General features: G+C 67.3%; 13 protein-coding genes. 9 read left to right on the top strand and 4 right to left on the bottom strand.

Features of this window, described 5'->3' with window-relative positions:
• Positions 1-4 precede the first annotated feature (4 nt).
• The 4 genes from ACFPOB_RS07110 (at position 5) to ACFPOB_RS07095 (ending at position 5,178) form a co-directional block, all read left to right on the top strand.
• The gene (locus ACFPOB_RS07110) at positions 5-973 is read left to right on the top strand and encodes a Gfo/Idh/MocA family protein (protein WP_377797040.1); all 969 of its coding nucleotides are present in this window, start codon (positions 5-7) and stop codon (positions 971-973) included.
• Between the two features lie 62 nt (positions 974-1,035).
• Positions 1,036-1,602 carry an ImmA/IrrE family metallo-endopeptidase gene (locus tag ACFPOB_RS07105; protein ID WP_377797039.1) on the top strand — a complete coding sequence of 189 codons (567 nt, stop codon included), beginning with the start codon at positions 1,036-1,038 and terminating at the stop codon, positions 1,600-1,602.
• Between the two features lie 64 nt (positions 1,603-1,666).
• Complete coding sequence (locus tag ACFPOB_RS07100) at positions 1,667-2,857, top strand: pyridoxal phosphate-dependent aminotransferase (protein WP_377797038.1); 1,191 nt, start codon at positions 1,667-1,669, stop codon at positions 2,855-2,857.
• A 59-nt stretch (positions 2,858-2,916) separates the two neighbouring features.
• On the top strand, positions 2,917-5,178 hold the full coding sequence (locus tag ACFPOB_RS07095) for a mechanosensitive ion channel family protein (RefSeq protein ID WP_377797037.1): 2,262 nt from the start codon (positions 2,917-2,919) through the stop codon (positions 5,176-5,178).
• A 12-nt stretch (positions 5,179-5,190) separates the two neighbouring features.
• On the opposite strand, the gene ACFPOB_RS07090 is transcribed toward ACFPOB_RS07095, so the two are convergent.
• Positions 5,191-5,565 (bottom strand): hypothetical protein, encoded by a 375-nt coding sequence (locus tag ACFPOB_RS07090; RefSeq protein WP_377797036.1) that lies wholly within the window; start codon positions 5,563-5,565, stop codon positions 5,191-5,193.
• A gap of 51 nt (positions 5,566-5,616) precedes the next feature.
• Positions 5,617-8,373 (bottom strand): Rne/Rng family ribonuclease, encoded by a 2,757-nt coding sequence (locus tag ACFPOB_RS07085; protein ID WP_377797035.1) that lies wholly within the window; start codon positions 8,371-8,373, stop codon positions 5,617-5,619.
• A 718-nt stretch (positions 8,374-9,091) separates the two neighbouring features.
• On the opposite strand from ACFPOB_RS07085, the gene ACFPOB_RS07080 reads away from it, so the two are divergent.
• The 4 genes from ACFPOB_RS07080 (at position 9,092) to prfB (ending at position 14,362) form a co-directional block, all read left to right on the top strand.
• The gene (locus tag ACFPOB_RS07080) at positions 9,092-10,279 is read left to right on the top strand and encodes an N-acetylmuramoyl-L-alanine amidase (RefSeq protein WP_377797033.1); all 1,188 of its coding nucleotides are present in this window, start codon (positions 9,092-9,094) and stop codon (positions 10,277-10,279) included.
• A gap of 156 nt (positions 10,280-10,435) precedes the next feature.
• Positions 10,436-12,883, top strand: a complete 2,448-nt coding sequence (locus ACFPOB_RS07075; protein ID WP_377797031.1) for a penicillin-binding protein 1A — start codon at positions 10,436-10,438, stop codon at positions 12,881-12,883.
• Between the two features lie 59 nt (positions 12,884-12,942).
• The gene (locus ACFPOB_RS07070; protein WP_377797353.1) at positions 12,943-13,305 is read left to right on the top strand and encodes a hypothetical protein; all 363 of its coding nucleotides are present in this window, start codon (positions 12,943-12,945) and stop codon (positions 13,303-13,305) included.
• A protein-coding gene (gene prfB, locus ACFPOB_RS07065; RefSeq protein WP_377797030.1) for a peptide chain release factor 2 occupies positions 13,234-14,362 on the top strand; the annotation gives its coding sequence in 2 pieces (ribosomal slippage) (positions 13,234-13,302 and positions 13,304-14,362; 1,128 coding nt in all). Before ACFPOB_RS07070 ends, prfB begins: the two co-directional genes overlap by 72 nt.
• Positions 14,363-14,570: 208 nt before the next feature.
• Here the strand turns inward: prfB and ACFPOB_RS07060 are convergent.
• The gene (locus tag ACFPOB_RS07060; protein ID WP_377797028.1) at positions 14,571-15,896 is read right to left on the bottom strand and encodes a M23 family metallopeptidase; all 1,326 of its coding nucleotides are present in this window, start codon (positions 15,894-15,896) and stop codon (positions 14,571-14,573) included.
• Positions 15,897-16,156: 260 nt separating this feature from the next.
• Positions 16,157-16,621: a peroxiredoxin gene (locus ACFPOB_RS07055; RefSeq protein ID WP_377797026.1), complete on the bottom strand. Its 465-nt coding sequence runs from the start codon at positions 16,619-16,621 to the stop codon at positions 16,157-16,159.
• Positions 16,622-16,845: 224 nt separating this feature from the next.
• On the opposite strand from ACFPOB_RS07055, the gene ACFPOB_RS07050 reads away from it, so the two are divergent.
• Positions 16,846-20,310, top strand: coding sequence for a hypothetical protein (locus ACFPOB_RS07050; protein WP_377797024.1), 3,465 nt, complete (start codon positions 16,846-16,848; stop codon positions 20,308-20,310).
• Positions 20,311-20,446: the final 136 nt, after the last annotated feature.

Raw genomic sequence — 20,446 nt, 5'->3', positions numbered from 1 at the left:
TCTCATGCCCGAACCCGTTTCCATCGGCCTGATCGGCGCCGGCATCATGGGCGAGCGCATGCTGCGCGCGATCCTGGCGCAATCGCCGGAGCTCGTGCGTGCCGCCGGGATCTGGGACCCGTCCGCCGAGGCAATGGCGCGCATCGCCGGCGAGCTGCCGCAGGTCGCCCGGATGCGGGATCCCGCTGCGGTGATCGCGGCGAGCGATTGCGTCTACGTCGCCTCGCCGCCGGCCTCCCATCTCGGCCATGCCCGCGAGGCGCTTGCGGCCGGGAAAAGCGTGTTCTGCGAGAAACCGCTCGCGATCGACGTCGCCGATTCCCGCGCCTTCGTCACCGAGGCGGGCAGGCGCGGCGCGGTCAACTTTCCCTTCGCCTCCTCGCCTGCCGTCTCGCAATTGCAGGACTGGGTTGCGGCCGGGACGATCGGCGGCAGCCGACGGATCGTGATCGAGGTCGCCTTCGCCACCTGGCCGCGCTCCTGGCAGGCCGATGCGGCAGGTTGGCTCGATCGACGCGAGCAAGGCGGCTTCACCCGCGAGGTCGTCTCGCATTTCCTGTTCCTGAGCCGCCGCCTCGGCGGGACGCTGCATGGCCTGCAAGCGAGCGTCTCGTTCCCGGAGGCGGACAGGTCGGAGCGCCGGATCGAGGCGCGTCTGCTGGCCGGCGACATCCCGGTGACACTGACCGGCAGCGTCGGCACGACACAGAAGGACGACCACAATATCTGGATGCTGGAAGGCGAGGGCGGCGCGATCCGGCTCTGCGACTGGTCGCTGGCCGAGCAGCGCCAGCCGGACGGCTCCTGGCAGCGTGCTCCCGATGCCCTGACGCAGCTTGAGGCGCGGCCCGTCGCGCTAAGACGGCAGCTCGAAGGCGTCGCCAAGCTGGCCCGCGGCGAGCCGCATCAGCTGGCGACGCTGGAGGAGGCTTTGAACGTCCAGGAGATCGTCGAGGCGATTCTCGCCAGCTAGACGCCTTCATTGAGGCGACATGGCGAGAGGTTTATGGTCGATCGAGCTCAGGAGGCCTGCCGATGCGCCATGCCTTCCTCACCGATGCGCAGATCGATGCCCGCGCGCTGGCACATCGGCGCGGGCTCGGCTTCAGCGACGACGAAGCGGTTGATGTTACGACGCTGCTGGCCAGGCTCAAAGCGCGTTATCCGGAACTCTCTTACGAATGCCTGCCCGATGGCGAGCTTGCGGAGGCCGAGGCGCAGTGGGATTCGCAAGGCAAGCGCCTGCTCATGTCGGAGGCTGTGTTCCAGGCCGCCAACCGCGGCGAGGGCAGGGCGCTGATGACGGTGGCGCACGAGGTCGGCCACGCGCTGCTCGGCCACGAGGGCAATCTCAACCGCGGTCCGGCCGGTAGTCGGGCCGAGCGGGTGTCGGCCAAGCTGCGCTCGATGGAGTATCAGGCGCGGCGCTATGCGGCCGCCTTCCTGATCCCGGATACCCCGGCCGTACGCCAGCTCGACGCCAGCGCGCTGAGCCAGCGCTACCGCGTCAGCATGAGTGCTGCGATCGTGCGCCATAGCGAGCTTCGTTCCGGCGAGAGCGCACGGGCCCTGTCCTTGCGACAGGCCATGCTCGACCTCTGAACGCCTTGCGGTCGGCGCGCCCGCAGGGCATGGCTCGGGCAACGTGACGATCATCGAGGCTGCCATGACCATCGCCGTTCCCGGCCTGCCGCCGGCGCCGAAGCCCGCCCAGCGGGCGCAAGGCGTCTCGCCCTTCATCGTCATGGACGTGATGAACGCCGCCGAGGCGATCGAGCGGCGCGGCGGCTCGGTCGTGCACATGGAAGTCGGCCAGCCTTCGGCGGCGACGCCGGCCAGTATCCGGGCGTCTGCGGCGCAGGCGCTGGAGGACGGTCGCATCGGCTATACCCAGGCGCTCGGCATCGGATCGCTTCGGGCGCGGATCGCGCGACATTATCGCGACACCTACGGTGTCGAGGTGCCGGCCGAGCGTGTCGTCGTGACGACCGGCTCCTCCGGCGGGTTCATCCTCAGCTTCCTCGCCTGCTTCGAGCCGGGTGCGCGGATCGCGATCACAGCCCCGGGCTACCCGGCCTATCGCAACATCCTGATCGCGTTAGGACTGGAGCCGGTGGCTATCCCCGTTGGACCGGAAACGCGCTATGCGCTGACGCCGGAGCTGATCGCCAAAGCCCATGCCGAAAAGCCGCTTGCCGGCGTGCTGACGATGAGCCCGGCCAATCCGACCGGCGTGGTGATGACGCCAGAGGCGATCGCCGCGGTGGCGGCCGAGTGCCGGCGGCTCGGGCTCTGGTACATCTCGGACGAGATCTATCACGGCCTGACCTATGATCGGCCGGCGACGACGGCGCTTGCCGCCGACCCCGACGCGATCATCGTCAACTCCTTCTCCAAATACTACTGCATGACTGGCTGGCGCGTCGGCTGGCTGGTGGTGCCGGAGCGGCTGGTGCGGGTGATCGAGCGGCTGCAGCAGAATTTTTCGATCTCGGTGCCGATGCTCAGTCAGGTCGCAGGCGAAGCGGCCTTCGACGCGATCGAGGAATGCGAGGCGATCAAGGCCGGCTATGCGGCAAATCGCGCCTATCTGCTGAAAGCGCTGCCCGAAATCGGGCTCGGCGATTTCCTGCCAGTCGACGGCGCCTTCTACATCTATCTCGACATCGGCCGATATTCGAACGATTCCATGGCTTTCTGCCGCGATGCTCTCGAAAATGCCGGCGTCGCGATCACGCCCGGGCTCGATTTCGACGAAGGGCGCGGCGCACGGACCGTCAGGCTCTCCTTCGCCGGCTCGCTGGCGGAATGCGAGGAGGCGGTGGCGCGCCTCGGGCGCTGGCTGAAGGCGCGCTGAGGCGAGCGCTTGCCAAGGCGAAGTGGTAGACTCAATCTGATCCGGCTTGGGGGCAGGACATGGTCGCGATGCGGAGCTGGCTGAAAGCCGTGGCGTTGTGCGGGGCGGTGCTCTTGGCCGGCATCGCCGCGGGCCCGGCGCCGGCCGTGGCGCAGCAGGCCAAGACGGATGCGTCGCCCGTCCTGACCTTGCGTGGCGACGAGACGCCCGAGACGGTGCGCAAGCTCGTCGACGCGCTTTCTGCCGGTGGGCGGAAGGTCGAGATCCGGATCGCCGGGAAGGACGAGGCCGCCGTTCCCGCGGCGCCGGCGTCCACCGCAGCTGGTGCAGGCTCGCCGCCATCGCCGGGCAGCGCTGCGGCGGAGAACGACACCCCGGCCGAGGCCTTCTGGGATCATTTCGTCGCCGGGCTGTCGCATGGTTTCGGGGCCGTGCCGCGCCTTGCCCAGATACCGGACGCCTGGCGCATCGCCTGGGCGCAGAACCGCAATGGCGCAGGCGGGATTTCAGCCGGCTGGCGGCTCGCAATCGGTGTTTTGCTCGCCCTCGCCGTGGCCGGGCTGTTCCGCTTCGCGACCCATGGCTGGTTCGCACGCCGACTGCGCCCGGAGGGGCCGGAGTTCACGCCGCGCCTGATCGCCTCGTCCTGGGGCCTGCTTCAGGATCTCGCGACTCTCGGGCTCGGCTTCGCGGTGCTGCATGCGGCCCGCAAATTCTGGCTGCCCGAGCCGGATCTCGCGCATATGGTGCTGCGCACCGTCGCCAACGGCCTGACCATCGGCGCCGGCTACCTGATCATCGGACGCTTCCTGCTTGCCCCCGGCGCGCCGGAACGCCGGATCATGCCGTTGCCGCGGGCCGAGCGGGCTTTCAACTTCCTGATCCTGTTCGGCATTCTGACGCCCGTTCTGCTGACGGCGACGGTGTCGATCCAGCATGCCACCGGCCCCGGAGCCGTCGCCGGGCTGTTCGCTCTGGTCGGCATTGTCTCGACCGTGCTCAAGGTCTGGTGGTTCATCGATGCGCGGCACGATCTGGCGGCGCTGATCCTTCACTCCGCACATGAGCCGGGCCCGGCGCGCCGCGTGATCGCCCTGTCGACGGGTTGGCTCTATGCCGCGCTCGCCGTGCTGATCTGGATGGTCGGCAATGCCTCCTCGATGATGGAGGGCGGGGCGCGCTGGGCCGAGGCTGCTGCACTGACGCAGTTCATCATCGTGCTCGCTCCGATCCTGGCCGTCGGCATCACCAGCCTGATGGCCTGTCGGCAGGCGCATGCGGCGGCGGCGGGCGAGGTCACACCGCTCTCGATCGCGGTCGGCCATGCCCTGCGCGCCGCGGCCGGCGGCGCGATCTGGGCCGGCGGCTTCTATCTGCTGGCGCGGCTATGGGTCGGCTGCCTGTTCGGCGTCAGTTCCGACCAGTTCGCCATCTTGATGCGTCAGGCCGGCGGCGTTGCGATCCTGGCCTTCGGCGGTTGGGTGGCGATCGTCTTCCTGCGCAGCTTCTTCGACGCGTATACGCCAAAGCTCGCAATCAGCCAGCCCGGTGACGAAGACGCTGTCCCGCACGACCATGTTCCGTCGCGACTGGCGACGGTGCTGCCCGTCTTGCGCGGCGTCGTGCTCACCGCCGTATTCGGACTGACCGCATTGGTTCTGCTGTCGCGGCTTGGCGTCGATATCGGGCCTTTGCTCGCCGGTTTCGGTATCCTCGGCCTCGCCATTTCCTTCGGCTCGCAGGCGCTGGTGCGCGACATCGTCTCCGGCTTCTTCTTCATGCTGGAGGACGCCTTCCGCGTCGGCGAATATGTCGATACCGGCCGGTTGAAAGGCACGGTCGAGAAGATCTCGCTGCGCTCGATGCAACTGCGCCATCAGAGCGGGCAGGTCCACACCGTCCCCTTCGGGCAGGTCCAATCCCTGACCAATGCCAGCCGCGACTGGGCGACGGTGAAGTTCAACGTCCGCCTCGACCACTCCGCCGATATCGAGAAGGCGCGCAAGACGATCAAGAAGATCGGGGCGGCGCTGCTGGAGGACCCCGAATACGGGCCGCATTTCATCGCCCAGCTCAAGATGCAGGGCGTCGCCGACATCACCGACTCGGCCATCGTGATCAGGCTGAAGTTCACCGCCAAGCCGAACCAGGCCTCGATGCTGCAGCGCGAGGCGCTGAAGCGGGTCTATCGCGGCCTGATCGAGGCGCAGGTGCCGTTCGCCTCCAATGCGGTCACGGTGAAAGAGGGGGGTGCCAAGAGTGCCGCCGCCGCCATCGCGACCGTGCCGCCGCCGACCCCGCTGGTGCCGGCGGCGGAGTGACCGCAACTGCCGTCAGCCGGGCGGCTGACCGAATTCCAGCATCAGAAAGAAGCCGAAGCCGACCAGCGCCAGCATGGCCCCCATGGCGGCGGCGAGGCGGGCAGCCGAGAGCTGTCCCAGCCATTCATGGCGCCGACCGGCGCTCTCGGCCTCCTGTTCGCGTCCGTGCTTGCCGAACTGGCTGGCATAGCGGTCCGGCGTCATCTGCGGGCCGACGGGAAGATTGCCTTCCAGTTCGTAGCGCACCGCAACGAACAGGGTGAACAGGCCGAGCAAGCCGACACCGAGCCAGCCGATCGCCTGTTGGGCGAGCCAGGCCAGTCCGATCAGGCCAGCGCAGGCAAGCGCCCTTATAAGCAGGCGCTCGCGGTTGCGCGGCGGCCTCATTCTCCCTCCCACGAAAAAAGCCGCCGCGATCCCTCGCGGCGGCCTCGATCGCTATTTGCGTCCGGCCAGCTTGTTCCACCAGCCGCCGCGCTTGGGCCGGTCCGGATCGGGCGGGGTCAGCACGACCGCGACCGGCTCCTCCACCACGCGTGGTGCCGGCGCCGGCTCTTCGGCGACGGGTTCCGGCTGAGGCGCCGCTGCTTCAGCCGCGGCGGGCTCGGGTGCAGGCGCTGCCTCGGCCGGTGCGGCGGCTACGCCGTCCTCGGTGATCGGCACGACCTTCTTGCGCGAGCGGCTGCGCTTGGGCTTCTCGGCCGGTGCGGCGACCGTCTCCTCTGCGGAGGCGACAGCCTTGGCGGCTTCGGCCACCCCGACTTCGGCTTCCGTTTCGCTGTCTGCCTTCCTCGCCCGGCCACGGCGGGGGCGCTTCGGCTTGGCATCCGCTTCCGGCTCGGGCGCAGAAGCCTCGATCACCGGGGCGGCCACTTCCTCGAAGGCCGCGACGGGGGTTGGCGCCGCATCGTCCGACTCGCCGACAGCGCCGTCGTCGCTCCCCTCGTCGTCCTGCTCTTCGGACTCGTCGGCCGCACTCTCCAGGAGCTGGCCTTGAGCGTCACGCTCGCCGCCGCGCCGACGCCGCCGCCGACGACGGCGACGGCGGCCGTCACGGCTCTCCTGGCTTTCGCCCTCCGCAGCGGCGTCACGCGGCGTTGCCACGGCTTCGCTCACGGCCTCCTCGGCTTCGACCTCGACCTCGACGATGTCCTCGTCCTCGGGCTCGTCGATGATCGCCTCGGCGCGCATGCTGGAGATCGGCACGACGCGGTTCTCGTTGCCGACGAACTCGCCGCGCTCGACCTCGAAATAGCGGGTGCCGAGCAACGCGGCGTCGGCCGAGACGGTGATCGCGATGTTGAAGCGCTCTTCCAGGTCGCGCAGATGGGCGCGCTTCTGGTTGAGCACGTAGAGCGCGACCTCGGGCCGGGTGCGGACCTCGAGATTATGCGAGGCGCTCTTGATCAGCGCCTCTTCGAGGGCGCGCAGGATCTGCAGCGCGATCGAGGGCGTCGAGCGGACGAGGCCGGCGCCGGCGCAATGCGGGCACGGCACCGAGGAACTCTCCAGCACGCCGGTGCGGATGCGCTGGCGCGACATCTCGAGCAGGCCGAAGGCGGAGATGCGGCCGACCTGGATACGGGCCCGGTCGTTCTTCAGGCACTCCTTCAGCTTCTTCTCGACCGCGCGGTTGTTGCGGTTCTCCTCCATGTCGATGAAATCGATCACGATGAGGCCGGCAAGGTCGCGCAGGCGCAGCTGGCGCGAGATTTCCTCGGCCGCTTCGAGATTGGTCTTGAGGGCGGTGTCCTCGATATTGTGCTCGCGGGTCGAACGCCCGGAGTTGATGTCGATCGCGACCAGCGCCTCGGTCTGGTTGATGACGATGTAGCCGCCCGACTTCAGGGTGACCGTGTTCGAGAACATCGCGTCGAGCTGGCTCTCGACGCCGAAGGCGGCGAAGAGCGGGGTTTGCTCGCGATAGGGCTTCACGCTCTTGGCATGGCTCGGCATGAGCATGCGCATGAAGTCCTTCGCCTCGCGATAGGCGCTCTCGCCGGCGACGTGAACCTCGTCGATATCCTTGTTGTAGAGATCGCGGATCGAGCGCTTGACGAGGTTGCCCTCCTCATAGACCAGCGCCGGAGCGACCGAACCGAGCGTGAGCTCGCGCACGCTCTCCCACATCCGCATCAGGTATTCGTAGTCGCGCCTGATCTCCGGCTTGGTGCGGGAGGCGCCGGCGGTGCGCAGGATGATGCCCATCCCCTCCGGCACCTCCAGCTCCTGGGCGATCTCCTTGAGGCGCTTGCGGTCCTCGGCATTGGTGATCTTGCGCGAGATGCCGCCGCCCTTGCCGGTATTCGGCATCAGCACCGAATAGCGACCGGCAAGCGAGAGATAGGTGGTGAGGGCGGCGCCCTTGTTGCCGCGCTCTTCCTTGACGACCTGGACCAGGATGATCTGGCGGCGCTTGATCACCTCCTGGATCTTGTACTGGCGGCGCGAATGGCGATGCGGCCGCTCGGCGATGTCGTCGAGCGCATCGCCGCCACCGAGCTGTTCCGGCTCCTCCTGCGCGTCCTCGCCGCCATTCTCGTCGTCGCCGTTCTCGTCGTCCTGCGACGGACGGCGCGCTTCGGCCGCTTCCTCGCCGTCCTCTGCGGCTGGCGCCTCCGTCGTGGTCTCGAAGGTCAGCGGCGCAGCGTTTTCGACGACGCCCTCGCCGTCGGATTCGGTGACGGTCGGGGCGAAGGACTCGCCGAAGGCCGGCGCGCCCTCGTTGACCATAGCGGCTTCCTTGCCGTCGGTCTCGACATGGCCGTTGCTGATTTCACCAGCCTCGACCTCGGCGCTGACGGTCTCGCCGGTCTCGGCGGCGCGCTTGGGCCGGTTGTCGCGATCGCGTCGACCGCGACGGCCACGGCGCTCGCGCTTTTCCTCGTCACGCTCCTCCTCGCGCTCGGCGCGGGCTTCCTCCGCGAGCAGGGCCTGCCGGTCGGCGACGGGGATCTGGTAGTAGTCGGGGTGGATTTCGGAGAAGGCGAGGAAGCCGTGGCGGTTGCCGCCGTATTCGACGAAGGCGGCCTGGAGCGACGGCTCCACCCGCGTCACCTTCGCCAGATAGATATTGCCGCGGAGCGGCTTGCGGCTGGCTGATTCGAAATCAAACTCTTCGATACGCGAGCCGCGGGACACCACGACCCGGGTCTCTTCCGGGTGGGTGGCGTCGATGAGCATCTTGTTGGCCATGGGACAATTCCATTGGCGCGGCAGCCTTGGCAATCCGCCGGCCTGCGGACATGAATCCGCGGCCGCGGGCAGGGGCGCCGCGCGTCGACCGGCTGAAGCCGGCATGTTGCAGGGAGAGGATTTCGATCAGGGAAGGACGACGGAAGCGGGCAGCGGAGCGGGCGGACAGCCCGTCACCACCTGAGAGGTTTCGACGAAACACCGAAAGAGAAAGCGGCGTCGTTTGCCCCGACATCTTACCTTTGACCTGCGGCGCGCCGGAAAGCACACCGCGTTTGACACGCTCGCGGACAAGAGTACCGGCGCCGATTGCTGCCTGGCGCAAGCCCGTCCGCGGACGATTCCGTTGTTGGCTGCCCCCGCGCCGGCGCGGATCATGTGACAGATCCGGTCGTTCGGCCGTTTCGCAGGGCGTCGGCGGGCTTATGGCCCGGCTTGTGCGCTGCGGTAGCCTTCGCGATGCAACCATCTCCATTACAGACAGGCGATGCATTTTTGCAAGCGCGTTAACGGTGGGTGATCGGCAGGGCGCGGTTTCCGCCGTCGGCCCGTCATGGTAACCCGTGGTTAAGGGTTGACGACGCTATGGTTAAGGCTTGTTAAGCGTCGAACCAGCGAATCGAGGAGCTTTCTCCTGCTTCACCGGCTTCGCCTGTCTGCCAGGGGCGTCTCGCGCCGCATCGCCATGTCGGCGTTGCGGCTAATCGCATGCGCGGCTTTGCTGCTGTCCTCTCTCTCGCTCGCGGCTGCGAATTCGCCGGGGCGTCTCGGCAGCGATCTTCCGGTCGCCACCGATGCGCGGCTCGAAGCCCAAGGCGACCTTGTTCGGCTGACCATGGCGCTGTCCCGGCCGGTTGCCGCGAGCGCGACGGTCATGGCGGGCCCGGATCGCGTCATCATCGATCTGCCGTCGATCAACTTTCAGGTCGAGTCGAAGCATGGCCGCAAATCGGCGGGCTTCGTCTCCGGCTTCCGCTATGGCCTGTTCATGGCCGACCGGGCTCGCATCATCCTCGATCTCGCTCAGCCTGCCGCGATCGCGAATGTCTCGGTCAAGCCGGTGCGCGGCGGCTTCGGCGAACTCGTGGTCGAGTTGAAACGGACGAGCCGCGAGGAATTCGCGGCGCTCGCCCGCGAGGCGGCGGCGAAGACGCAACTGCCGAGCATTCCGGTCGAGCGCAAGGCCGAGGGCGATTCGCGCCGCATCGTGGTGATCGATCCCGGCCATGGCGGCATCGATCCCGGCACTCAGGTTGCTGCGATTGCTGAGAAGGCCGTAGTGCTCGCCTTCGGGCTGAAGCTGAAGGAGCAACTCGAGGCACAGGGGCGCTACCGGGTGATCATGACCCGTTCGGACGACACCTTCATTTCGCTGAACGACCGCGTCCGCATCGCGCGCGGCGTCGAAGCCAATCTCTTCATCTCGATCCATGCCGATTCGCTGGCCCAGGCGCAGGACGTGCGCGGCGCCACCATCTACACCGGCTCCGAGCGCGCCAGCGACGCCGAGGCGGCGCGGCTGGCGGCCAAGGAAAACCAGGCCGACGCCGTCGCCGGTCTTGATTCGAGCGAGGATGTGCAGGATGTCGCCGGCATCCTGATGGATCTCGCCAAGCGCGAGACACGCAGCTTCTCGACGATCTTCGCCCGAAATCTGGTCGAGAAGCTCGGCGGATCGGTGAAAATGCACAAGGTGCCGTTGCGTTCGGCAGGTTTTCGCGTATTGACCGCCCCCGACGTGCCGTCGGTGCTGATCGAGCTCGGCTACATGTCGAGCCCGAAGGATGCCGAGCTCTTGAATTCCGAGGGTTGGCGCAATCAGGCAGCGGCCGCGGTTCAGCAGGCTGTCGACCAGTATTTCGAGCGCTTGCAGACCCCGGGCAAGGCCGCGCAAAGCAAGCCTTGACGGGGCAATGGTCGAACATGGCGATTTGTGGTCGCAAAGCCACGGTTCCGCCATCTCCACCATGATATAGAGACGAGTTGAATATCAGCCGGGCAGGTCGCGACGCCAAAGGGGGAGGGCGCCGAATACTGCCGCTAGCCGAGGTCAAAGTTCTCGATGCGGTTCATTTTGCGCCTTTTCGGATGGGCGTTCGCCGCCGGTACGATCCTGTTCGTGATCGGCGTCGCGGGCGCTGCCGGCGTGATCTGGCACTATTCCAAGGACCTGCCCGATTCGGCGCAGCTGCGGAACTACGAGCCGCCGGTGATGAGCCGCGTCCATGCCGGCGACGGCAGCCTGATCGCCGAGTTCGCGCGTGAGCGACGGCTCTATCTGCCGATCCAGGCCGTGCCGAAGCTGATCATCGACGCCTTCCTCTCGGCCGAGGACAAGAACTTCTACAAGCATTTCGGCGTCGACCCCGAGGGCCTCGCCCGCGCCGCGATCGCGAACTTCCGCAACCGCGGCTCCGGCCGTCGCCCGCAGGGCGCCTCGACCATCACCCAGCAGGTGGCGAAGAACTTCCTGGTCGGCTCCGAGCAGAGCATCGAGCGCAAGATCCGCGAGGCGCTGATCGCGCTGCGCATCGAGTCGACCTATTCGAAGGACAAGATCCTCGAGCTCTATCTCAACGAGATCTATCTCGGCGCGCCGGCGCCGGGGCAGGGCAGCTATGGCGTCGCCGCGGCGGCGCTGAACTATTTCGGCAAGTCGGTGCATGAGCTCAACGCGCAGGAGGCCGCCTATCTCGCCGCCCTGCCGAAGGCGCCGACCGACCTGCACCCGTTCCGCAACCGCGAGCGCGCGATCGAGCGCCGCAACTATGTGCTCGACCGCATGGCCGAGAACGGCTTCCTCAAGCGCGCCGATGCCGACGCCGCCAAGAAGCAGCCGCTCGGCGTCAACCCGCGCACGGTCTCGCCGAACCAGATCGCCGCCGGCTACTTCGCCGAGGAGATCCGGCGCGAGCTGCAGGATCGCTATGGCGAGAAGAAGCTGCTCGAAGGCGGCCTCTCGGTGCGCGCCACGGTCGATCCGAAGATGCAGCTGATGGCGCGCAAGGCGCTGGTCGACGGTCTCGTGCGCTTCGACGAGGCGCGCGGCTGGCGCGGCGCGATCCAGAAGATCGATGCGGCTAGCCGCGAATGGGGCCTCGCCCTCGGCGAATTGCCGGTGCTCGGCGACGTCAAGCCCTGGCGCCTCGCCGTCGTACTCGACGTTGCCGGCGACAGCGCCCGCGTCGGCCTACAGCCGATCCGCGAAGCCTCCGGCCTGCTCAGGCCGGAGCGCGAGACGGCCACCCTTGGTCCCGAGGGCATCAAGTGGACGCGGCGCACCCGCGTCTCGCAGGCGGTCTCGGCGGGCGACGTCGTCTATGTCGAGCCGATCGACGGCAAGCCTGGCCAGGTCCGCCTGCGCCAGATGCCCGAGGTCAATGGCGCGATCACCGTGATGGACCCGTTCTCGGGCCGCGTGCTCGCCATGGTCGGCGGCTTCTCGCACGACCAGTCCGAGTTCAACCGGGCGACGCAGGCGCTGCGCCAGCCGGGCTCCTCCTTCAAGCCGTTTGTCTATGCGACGGCGCTCGACAACGGCTACACCCCGTCCAGCATCGTGCTCGACGCGCCGATCGAGGTCGATCAGGGCGGCGGGCTCGGCATGTGGACGCCGAGCAACTACGACGGCAAGTTCACTGGTCCGCGCACGCTGCGCTACGGCATCCAGTTCTCGAAGAACCTGATGACCGTGCGACTCGCCAAGGATGTCGGTATGCCGCTGATCGCGGAATATGCCCGCCGCTTCGGCATCTATGACGACATGCTGCCGGTGCTCTCGATGTCGCTCGGCGCCGGCGAGACGACGGTCATGCGCATGACCGCGGCCTATTCGATGCTCGCCAATGGCGGCAAGCGCATCCGGCCGACGCTGATCGACCGCATCCAGGATCGCTGGGGCGCGACGATCTACAAGCACGACCAGCGCGTCTGCGAAGGGTGCGAGGCAGACAAATGGGCCAATCAACGCGAGCCGCGCCTGGTCGACAATCGCGAGCAGGTGCTCGATCCGCTCACCGCCTATCAGATGGTCTCGATGCTGGAAGGCGTCGTCAACGCCGGCACTGCGACGGTGGTCAAGTCGGTCGGCAAGCCGCTGGCCGGCAAGACCGGGACGACCAACGACGCCAAGGACGTCTGGTTCGTCGGCTTCTCGCCGGACCTCGCCGTCGGCGTCTACATGGGCTTCGACAAGCCAAAATCGCTCGGCAACTCGGCGACTGCCGGCCAGTATGCCGCGCCGATCTTCCGCGACTTCATGCAGGTCGCGTTGAAGGATAAGCCGGCGACGCCGTTCCGCGTGCCGCCCGGCATCAAGCTGATCCGCGTCGACCCGCGCTCCGGCATGCGCGCCGGCGGCGAGGGCGGCATCCTCGAAGCCTTCAAGCCGGGCACGGCGCCGCCGGACAGCTATTCGGTGATCGGTGCCTCCGACGGCAGCGGCGGCGCGATGAGCGTCGCCCCGGCGGGCGGTCGTTCGGTCGGCTCGGGCACCGGCGGGCTGTATTGAGGTAAGCCAAGGGCGCGGCCCTGACGGCCGCGCCGCTCCAGGCGATCCTCGAGGCCGAGTTGGCGCGCGGCAACGGGTTCTCGACCACGGCGAATGGCCGCCGCATTGCGACCTCTTCGTCCTGCTCGCCCGACCGTTCCGCAAGCGCTATCCGCTCACCGCCGGGCTGGCCTATCAGGTCGTCGACGATCCGCATCACTGGAAAGCGGAGTATCGTCACGGGGGCGAATGCCTCGCCTGCGCTTTCTGACGAACCGGACGGCGCCAGCACCATTTACACGGCTGCGCTTCGTGCCTATGTCAGCGGCCCAGCCAGTCAGCCTCAAGCGACGGACCAAGACGAAACGATCATGCGCCCCGAAATCCAGACGCAACTCGACAACGCCAAGCAGTCGATCGGACTGCTGAGGAGGCATCTTTGACTGGGATGTCGCACAACGACGCCTGGCGGAGCTGAACGCGCTTTCCGAAGGCCCCGACTTCTGGAACGACGCCGAGAACGCGCAGAAGCTGATGCGCGAGCGCACCCAGCTCGAAACGCAGATCGCGGGCATCACCAAGCTCGAACGTGACGTCGAGGACGCGCTCACGCTGATCGAGCTCGGCGAGATGGAAGAGGACGAGGCGACGATCGCCGAGGGCGAGGCCGCGATCAAGGCTGTCGAGGCCGAGGCCGGCCGGCTGCAGGTCGAATCGCTGCTCTCCGGCGAAGCCGACATGCTCGACACCTATGTCGAGATCCACCCCGGCGCTGGCGGTACCGAGAGCCAGGACTGGGCCGAGATGCTGCTGCGCATGTATCGGCGCTGGGGCGAGCGGCGGAAGTTCAAGGTCGAGACGCTCGACTATCAGGACGGCGACCAGGCCGGCATCAAGTCGGCGACGCTGCAGTTCAAGGGCCACAACGCCTATGGCTGGCTGAAAACCGAATCCGGCGTGCACCGTCTGGTGCGCATCTCGCCGTTTGATTCGAATGCTCGCCGACAGACTTCCTTTGCGTCGGTCTGGGTCTATCCGGTCGTCGACGACCGCATCGTCATCGACGTTAAGGAATCCGACTGCCGGATCGACACCTATCGGGCGCAGGGCGCGGGTGGCCAGCACATCAACACCACCGATTCGGCGGTGCGCATCACCCATATCCCGACCGGGATCGCAGTGGCCTGTCAGCAGGAGCGCTCGCAGCACAAGAACAGGGCCAAGGCCTGGGAAATGCTGCGCGCCCGCCTCTACGAGGTCGAGCTGAAGAAGCGCGAGGAGAAGGCCAACGCCGAGCAGGCCTCCAAGACCGATATCGGCTGGGGCCACCAGATCCGCTCCTACGTGCTCCAGCCCTACCAGCTGGTGAAGGACCTGCGCACCGGGGTCTCGTCGACGGCGCCCTCCGACGTGCTCGACGGCGATCTCGACCCGTTCATGGAGGCCTCGCTGGCGCAGCGGGTCTACGGCACGAGCGTCGAAGTCGAGGATATCGACTAGGTCTGGATCAGATCGAATCGATCTGATCGGGTGAAGCCGTCTCTCGATTTGAGAGGGAGAGCGCCTTCCGGTCGAACTGGGCTACGGGCCGATCGGAATGTGCTCCGAGAGCAAGGTCGGATATCGACGTTTGTCGAAATAGAACAGCATGCTGCAGCCGAGCGCTGCAGCATGCTCTGAAGAATTTTGCGCGTTGGTCGGTTAAGTGTCAGAGCTGCCCGGCGAGCTTGTCGCCGGCACGCAAGAACCGATTCGGATCGGCCGGGTCGCCGTCGATGCGGGTTTCGTAGTGCAGATGCGGGCCGGTGGAGCGACCGGTCGAGCCGACGCGGCCGATCAGCGTGCCGGCGGCGACCGCCTGGCCCTCGCTGACCAGGATCGCCGACATGTGAGCGTACCGGGTGGTGATGCCGCCGGCATGCTCGATCTCGACCATGTTGCCGTAGCCGCCGGAATACTCGGCTGTCACGACCTTGCCCGGACCGGTCGCACGGATCGGTGCGCCGTGCTCGGCGCGCAGGTCCATGCCGGTATGCAGCGCGGCGCCGCGCGTAAAGGGATCGGCGCGGTAGCCGTAATTGGAGCTCAGCTCCAGCTCTCCCGCGAGCGGCCGGCGGATCGGCAGTTGCTCGACAAGGCTGCGCAGGCGGAAGACTGTTGCGATACGCGGCTGCAACGAACTCAAGGTCGCCTCGAACGGCCCCGCCGAGGCGTCGAGATTGACTGGCACCAGGGGGCCACCGACGCCCTTGGGCGCCGGGGTCGCGACGGCGAGCTTGTCGGTGTCGAGGCGGGTTTCGGCGAGAGCGCTGCGCAGCGTCTTCTGGGTATCGCCGAGGGTCTTGTCGATCTCCCGCAGGGCCGCGAGCTGAGTGGCCGAGCTGCGCTCGATCGACTGATCGAGCTGGATCAGCGCTTCGGCGACGCGCTTGGCCGGTGGCACCGGCTCCTCGATCTCGCCCGATTGCCAGGGCGCCGAACGCTCACCCGCGCCGCGCAAGGGCAGCGTCTCCGGCGCCGGGGTCGGTTTGCCCGAGGCGAACGGGGCGAAGCTGGTGACGCCGGAGGCGCGGACCGGCTCCTCCGGCTTGATCATGCGCTGGCGCAGCGGGTTCTTGGCGGCCTGCGATACGCCGATCCCGGCCGATTGCAGGCTCTCGGCGACGGCGTTGACCAGCGACTGGCGCGATTCGAGCTCGGCCTGGCGCATCGCGATCTCGCCGACACGGGCTTCGACGCCGTCCTGATCGAGCAGGGCTCGGCTGGCGAGCCGGTCGACATCGGCGCGCAGCGCCGCGATCCGGTCCTCATAGGCGTATTGGCGGGAGGTCTCGCGGCTGATCAGCCGGGCGGCGAGGTCGTCCTTGCGCAGGATGTACCAGCTCGTCGCGCCGCTCCAGGCCGTGGTGAGAGCCAGCAGGCTGAGGCCGAGCAAGGCGGTCGCGCGGCTGATCGTGAAGCTCCGGCGGGAGAGGAGGCCGGTGACGGCAAGCTCGTGGCCGGTCGCTTGGACGCGGGAATTCGAGGAGGTCATACGCAAAACCGGACGTGACGCTGCGATAGGGGGATTAGACCCCGTTAGGGTTAATCAATCGCAAATCGCCGTAGGTTTCCTCGTATGCGAGCTGGCGTTTCTCAATGCTGCCTTGGACACTCAGCCTTCATCCTGATGAGCCGCGCCGCGGCGTGTCGAAGGATGGTCCTGGAGGGTCTAGAGAAAGCTGGAGCATCCTTCGAGACGCGACCTGCGATCGCTCCTCAGGATGAGGGCAAGGGGAAGTCCTGGCGATGACCTCAAAGCTCGCGCGCCGCAGCCAGCACGGCTTCGGCATGGCCCTTGACCCTGACCTTGGCCCAGACGCGGGCGATCGTCCCGGTCTCGTCGATCAGGAAGGTGCTGCGCTCGACGCCCATATAGTGACGGCCATACATCTGCTTCTCGACCCAGAGGCCGTAAGCCTCGATCGCGGTCTTCTCCTCGTCGGAGACGAGCGTCAGTTTCAGATTGTACTTTTGCTTGAACTTGTCGTGGCGCTTCACCGAATCCGGAGAGATGCCGATGACGCTCGTGCCGGCGGCGGTGAAATCCGCGAGCAGGGCGTCGAAGGAAAGCGCCTCGTTGGTACAGCTCTGCGTATCGTCCTGGGGATAGGCGTAGAGCACGACCTTGCGACCGCGCAGCCCGGACAGTGTCAACGAGCCGCCGCCATCTGTCGGCAAGGTGAAGTCGGGAGCCTGAATGCCTTCGTTCAACGCCATCTTCGCCTTCCTTTGGTCGCGATCACGTGCAACGGCCGGGCAAGCCGCGAGCACCAAGCCGGCTCAGACCACAAACCGGAACCGACAGGGACGAATCAGCTAGCTTGTCGCTGCTGTACGGCTCCCGGGATCAGGCGCATCATACGGACGGCAAGGCGGCTCGGCTGCTATAGCCGCCGCATCGATCCGCACGATTCGAGCAGCAAGACAAGAAGCGATTTCGTTTGAGCGAGAACAACAAGATCGACCCGGTCCCCACACCTGCCACGGCTGCCGAGGCGGAATGTCAGGAAGTGGCCGCCGTGGCCAAGCGCGCCTGGCGCGGTGTCGTCACCATAGCGGTCACGGTGTGCGTCGCCGTCGTCACGCTGGGGTTCGCCGCGGCCGTGTTGCTGGTCAGCGGCTTCATTCCGCTTTCGGGATTGGAGGGGCGGATCTCGGCCGCGATCGAGGAGCGGCTCGGCCCGAACTGGAAAGTCGAAGCCGCGCAGGCGGAACTCACCCGCACCGATGGCCGCTCGCGCCTGCGGGTGCGCGAAGTCTCGTTCCGACATGCCGGCGGGGCCTCGTTCCGAGCGCCCGAAGCCGTCCTTGGCTACGATCCGATGGCGCTGCTGCGCGGCGATTTCCGCCTGGTCTCGCTCGACCTGCGCGGCGTCAACATCCGGCTCGGCGTCCGGCAGGATGGTTCGCTGCTGCTGGAGCAGGATGCGCAGCCGGAGCAGGTCTCGAAGACGCCCGTGGCGGGCGATCCGGTGGACTGGGACGCCTTCGCCGGCGCTATGAACGCGATCGGCGCGCTGGTCTCCAATGACGGCCTGCTCGGCTCGCTCGAGGTCGCCGGGATCGGGGGCGCGCGGGTGACGCTGATCGACCCGGCAGGGCGACAGCGCTCCGGGCTCGAAGACGTCGACATCAGGCTGGAGCGCTTCGGTGGCGGCCAGGCGCGATTGTCGATGAGAGGGCGGGTCGGGCCGCGCTGGAAGGAGCTGGCGATCGATCTGGCGAGCGCACCGGACGGCACGCGCAGCGCCACCGTCGACATCCAGCGATTCGAGCCGGCTGAGGCCGTGGCGCTGGCTTTCGGCAACGCCATGGTCGCGCTCGACGGTCTCGCGCTCAGCGGCAAGATTTCTTTCACCCAGACAGGCAGCGGCGAGCGCAGGCTTGCGGCGGGGCTCGCCGTCGCTCCGGGTGTGATCCGGGTTCATGACGCCGGGCTCGACCCGATCGAGGTCCAGGGAGCGAAGCTCGACTTCGGCAGCGACGACGGCCTCAAGACGATCAAGGTCGCGAGCGCCCAGATTCTGGCCGGCGAAACCAGGCTGGCCGGAAGCGGGCAGGCGCGAAACGAGGGCGGCATCTGGCATTTGGCGCTCGACGGCTCCGGGCAGGTGGCCGGCATCGGCAAAGATGCCGCCGTCGTTCTATCGGCGCTGCGCACGCAGATCGAAGTCGATCCGGCTGCGGGCGAAGTGCGGATGGACAACTTCTCGTTCAAGGGGCCGCTGATCAATGCCGAGGGCTCCGGCATGGCGCGTCGGCGCGACGAGCAGAATTCGCATCAGTTCCAGATCAGGGCCGTGGATACCGACATGCGGGCCGCGCTCGCGGTCTGGCCGGCGGTCACCTCGCCCGGGTTGCATGGGGCTCTCTCCGAGATGGTCAAGGGCGGCCGGGTCGAGGAGATCGACGTCAAGGTGACGATGTCGCCCGAGGCCAATATGCGGCTGTGGAGCGGCAAGGGCATGGATGACGATGCCGTCGCCGTACGCTTGAAGGCTTCGCAGGTCAGCTTCCTGCCCAATCCCGGCCTGCCGCTGCTGACGGATGCACGCGTCGTCGGCTCGACGACCGGCCGCACCGTCGACCTCGCCATCTCCCAGGCGACGGCCGAGTTGGGCGAGGGCCGCAAGCTGCAATTGAGCGACGGTACCTTCGCCATGTCCGACACCTGGGCGGAGCGGCCGCAGGCGCGGATCGGCTTCAGGTCGACGGGATCGGCCGATGCTATGGTCGCGCTCCTCAATTTCCCGTCGCTGCGCGAGTTCTCGCCGCTCAAGATCGAGCCGGGTGCGCTGCGGGGGACGATCGACCTGACCGAGCAGATCACATTGCCGCTCATCAATGATCTGACCTTCAGCGACGTCGTGATCCGCAGTAGCGGCATGCTGTCGAACATCGCCTCCGACAGCCTGCTCGGCGGCGAAAAGCTGGAGGGCGCCAATCTCGCGCTGAACTACGACCGCGGCCAGCTCTCGATCAAGGGCGAGGGCAGGGTCGGCGGCGACAAGGCGCCGATCGAGCTCAAGCAGAACGCCAAGGGGCAGGGCGAGGCGACCGTCACGCTGATGCTCGACAATGCCGCGCTCAAGCGGCGCGGCTTCGGTCCCGACACCGGCATCAGCGGGCCGCTGCAGGTCAAGGTCACTAAGCCTCTCGGCAGGAGCCCGGACGCGCCGCCGCGGGTCGAGGTCGACCTGGCCAGGGCCGCGATCGACACCGGCGTTCCCGGCGTGAGCAAGCCGGCGGGCCGGGCGGGGAAGGCGGCGTTCAACTACGTCGTCGATGACGATGGCCCGGACCTGGAGGACCTGACGATCGAGAGCGCGCCGCTTTTCGCCAAGGGCCGCATCTCGCTGAACAAGCAGAATGCGTTCGAGAGCGCTAGCTTCTCGCAATTGCGCCTGTCGCCGGGCGATAATCTGACCAAGGTCGAGATCGGGCGCGATGGCGCCGTGACCAAGCTTTCGGTGCGCGGGACGGTTCTCGATGCCCGGCCCTTCGTCCGCGACCTCTTCGATACGCCGGCGCCGACACGCGGCGGACGCGGCAACCAGAACGCGGCGCCCGGTCCGGATTTCGATCTCGACCTCGACGTGCCGATTCTGACCGGCTTCAACAACGAGGCGCTCGGCAATTCGCAGCTCAAGCTGTCGCGCCGCAGCGGGGCGATGCGCTCGATCGGCTATCAGGGACGCATCGGCAAGGCCGATCTCTCGATCAAGCAGGCCAGACAAGGTGATCGGGTCGTGGTGCAGTCGGAGAATGGCGGCGCGATCTTGCGCTTCCTCGATCTCTATCGCCGCGCGTATGGCGGTGACCTGATCCTGCAGTTAGGCGCCGGCGAGGGGCGCCAGCCCGGCGAGCTGCTGATGCGCAATTTCACGGTGCGGGACGAGCCGGCTCTGCGCCGCGTCGTCGGTCCGCCGGGCTCGCAAGGGCCGGGCGCGCAGGACAGCACCGGCGCGCCGGCGCCGCGCATCGATGCGAGTGATGTCGCCTTCACCAAGCTGCGCGCTGAATTCGTGCGCAGCGCCAGCCGGATCGACATCAATGACGCCGTGCTCTGGGGCCAGCAGGTCGGCTTTACCATCCAGGGCAATGTCGATTATGCCCGCGACCGGGTCGACATCGGCGGCACCTTCGTGCCGGGCTATGCCTTCAACAACGCCTTCGCCCAGGTTCCCGTCGTCGGCATGATCCTAGGCGGCGGACAGTATGGCGGGCTCTTCGCCGTGAATTTCCGCGTTTCCGGTTCGGCCAGCCAGCCGACCATGACGGTGAATCCGCTTTCGGCGATAGCGCCCGGCATCCTGCGCCGCTTTGTCGATCCGCTCGGCGGCGGCCCGCTGGAGCAGTCCCGGCCGGGCAGCAACCTGCCCGCGCCCGGCACGCCCGAGCGCTAGGGCTTTTTCGCAAGTCTTCGAATCGCGAAATTGCTCTAGCTCCTTGTTTTATAGCATTTTCTTCACGCGACCCGGTGCCCACTTCGATCGAAAATGCTCGAGAAGAAGCGCTCAGCTCGCTAGGCGAACCGAGCAC

Source organism: Allobosea eneae (genome assembly GCF_042657265.1).
GTDB lineage: Bacteria > Pseudomonadota > Alphaproteobacteria > Rhizobiales > Beijerinckiaceae > Allobosea > Allobosea eneae.
This window is presented reverse-complemented; position numbering and strand designations above follow the sequence as displayed.

Coding starts and splice junctions, on each gene's coding strand:
- ACFPOB_RS07110 (WP_377797040.1), top strand. CDS start 5: ATGCCCGAACCCGTTTCCATCGGCCTGATCGGCGCCGGCATCATGGGC.
- ACFPOB_RS07105 (WP_377797039.1), top strand. CDS start 1,036: ATGCGCCATGCCTTCCTCACCGATGCGCAGATCGATGCCCGCGCGCTG.
- ACFPOB_RS07100 (WP_377797038.1), top strand. CDS start 1,667: ATGACCATCGCCGTTCCCGGCCTGCCGCCGGCGCCGAAGCCCGCCCAG.
- ACFPOB_RS07095 (WP_377797037.1), top strand. CDS start 2,917: ATGGTCGCGATGCGGAGCTGGCTGAAAGCCGTGGCGTTGTGCGGGGCG.
- ACFPOB_RS07090 (WP_377797036.1), bottom strand. CDS start 5,565: ATGAGGCCGCCGCGCAACCGCGAGCGCCTGCTTATAAGGGCGCTTGCC.
- ACFPOB_RS07085 (WP_377797035.1), bottom strand. CDS start 8,373: ATGGCCAACAAGATGCTCATCGACGCCACCCACCCGGAAGAGACCCGG.
- ACFPOB_RS07075 (WP_377797031.1), top strand. CDS start 10,436: ATGCGGTTCATTTTGCGCCTTTTCGGATGGGCGTTCGCCGCCGGTACG.
- ACFPOB_RS07060 (WP_377797028.1), bottom strand. CDS start 15,896: ATGACCTCCTCGAATTCCCGCGTCCAAGCGACCGGCCACGAGCTTGCC.
- ACFPOB_RS07055 (WP_377797026.1), bottom strand. CDS start 16,621: ATGGCGTTGAACGAAGGCATTCAGGCTCCCGACTTCACCTTGCCGACA.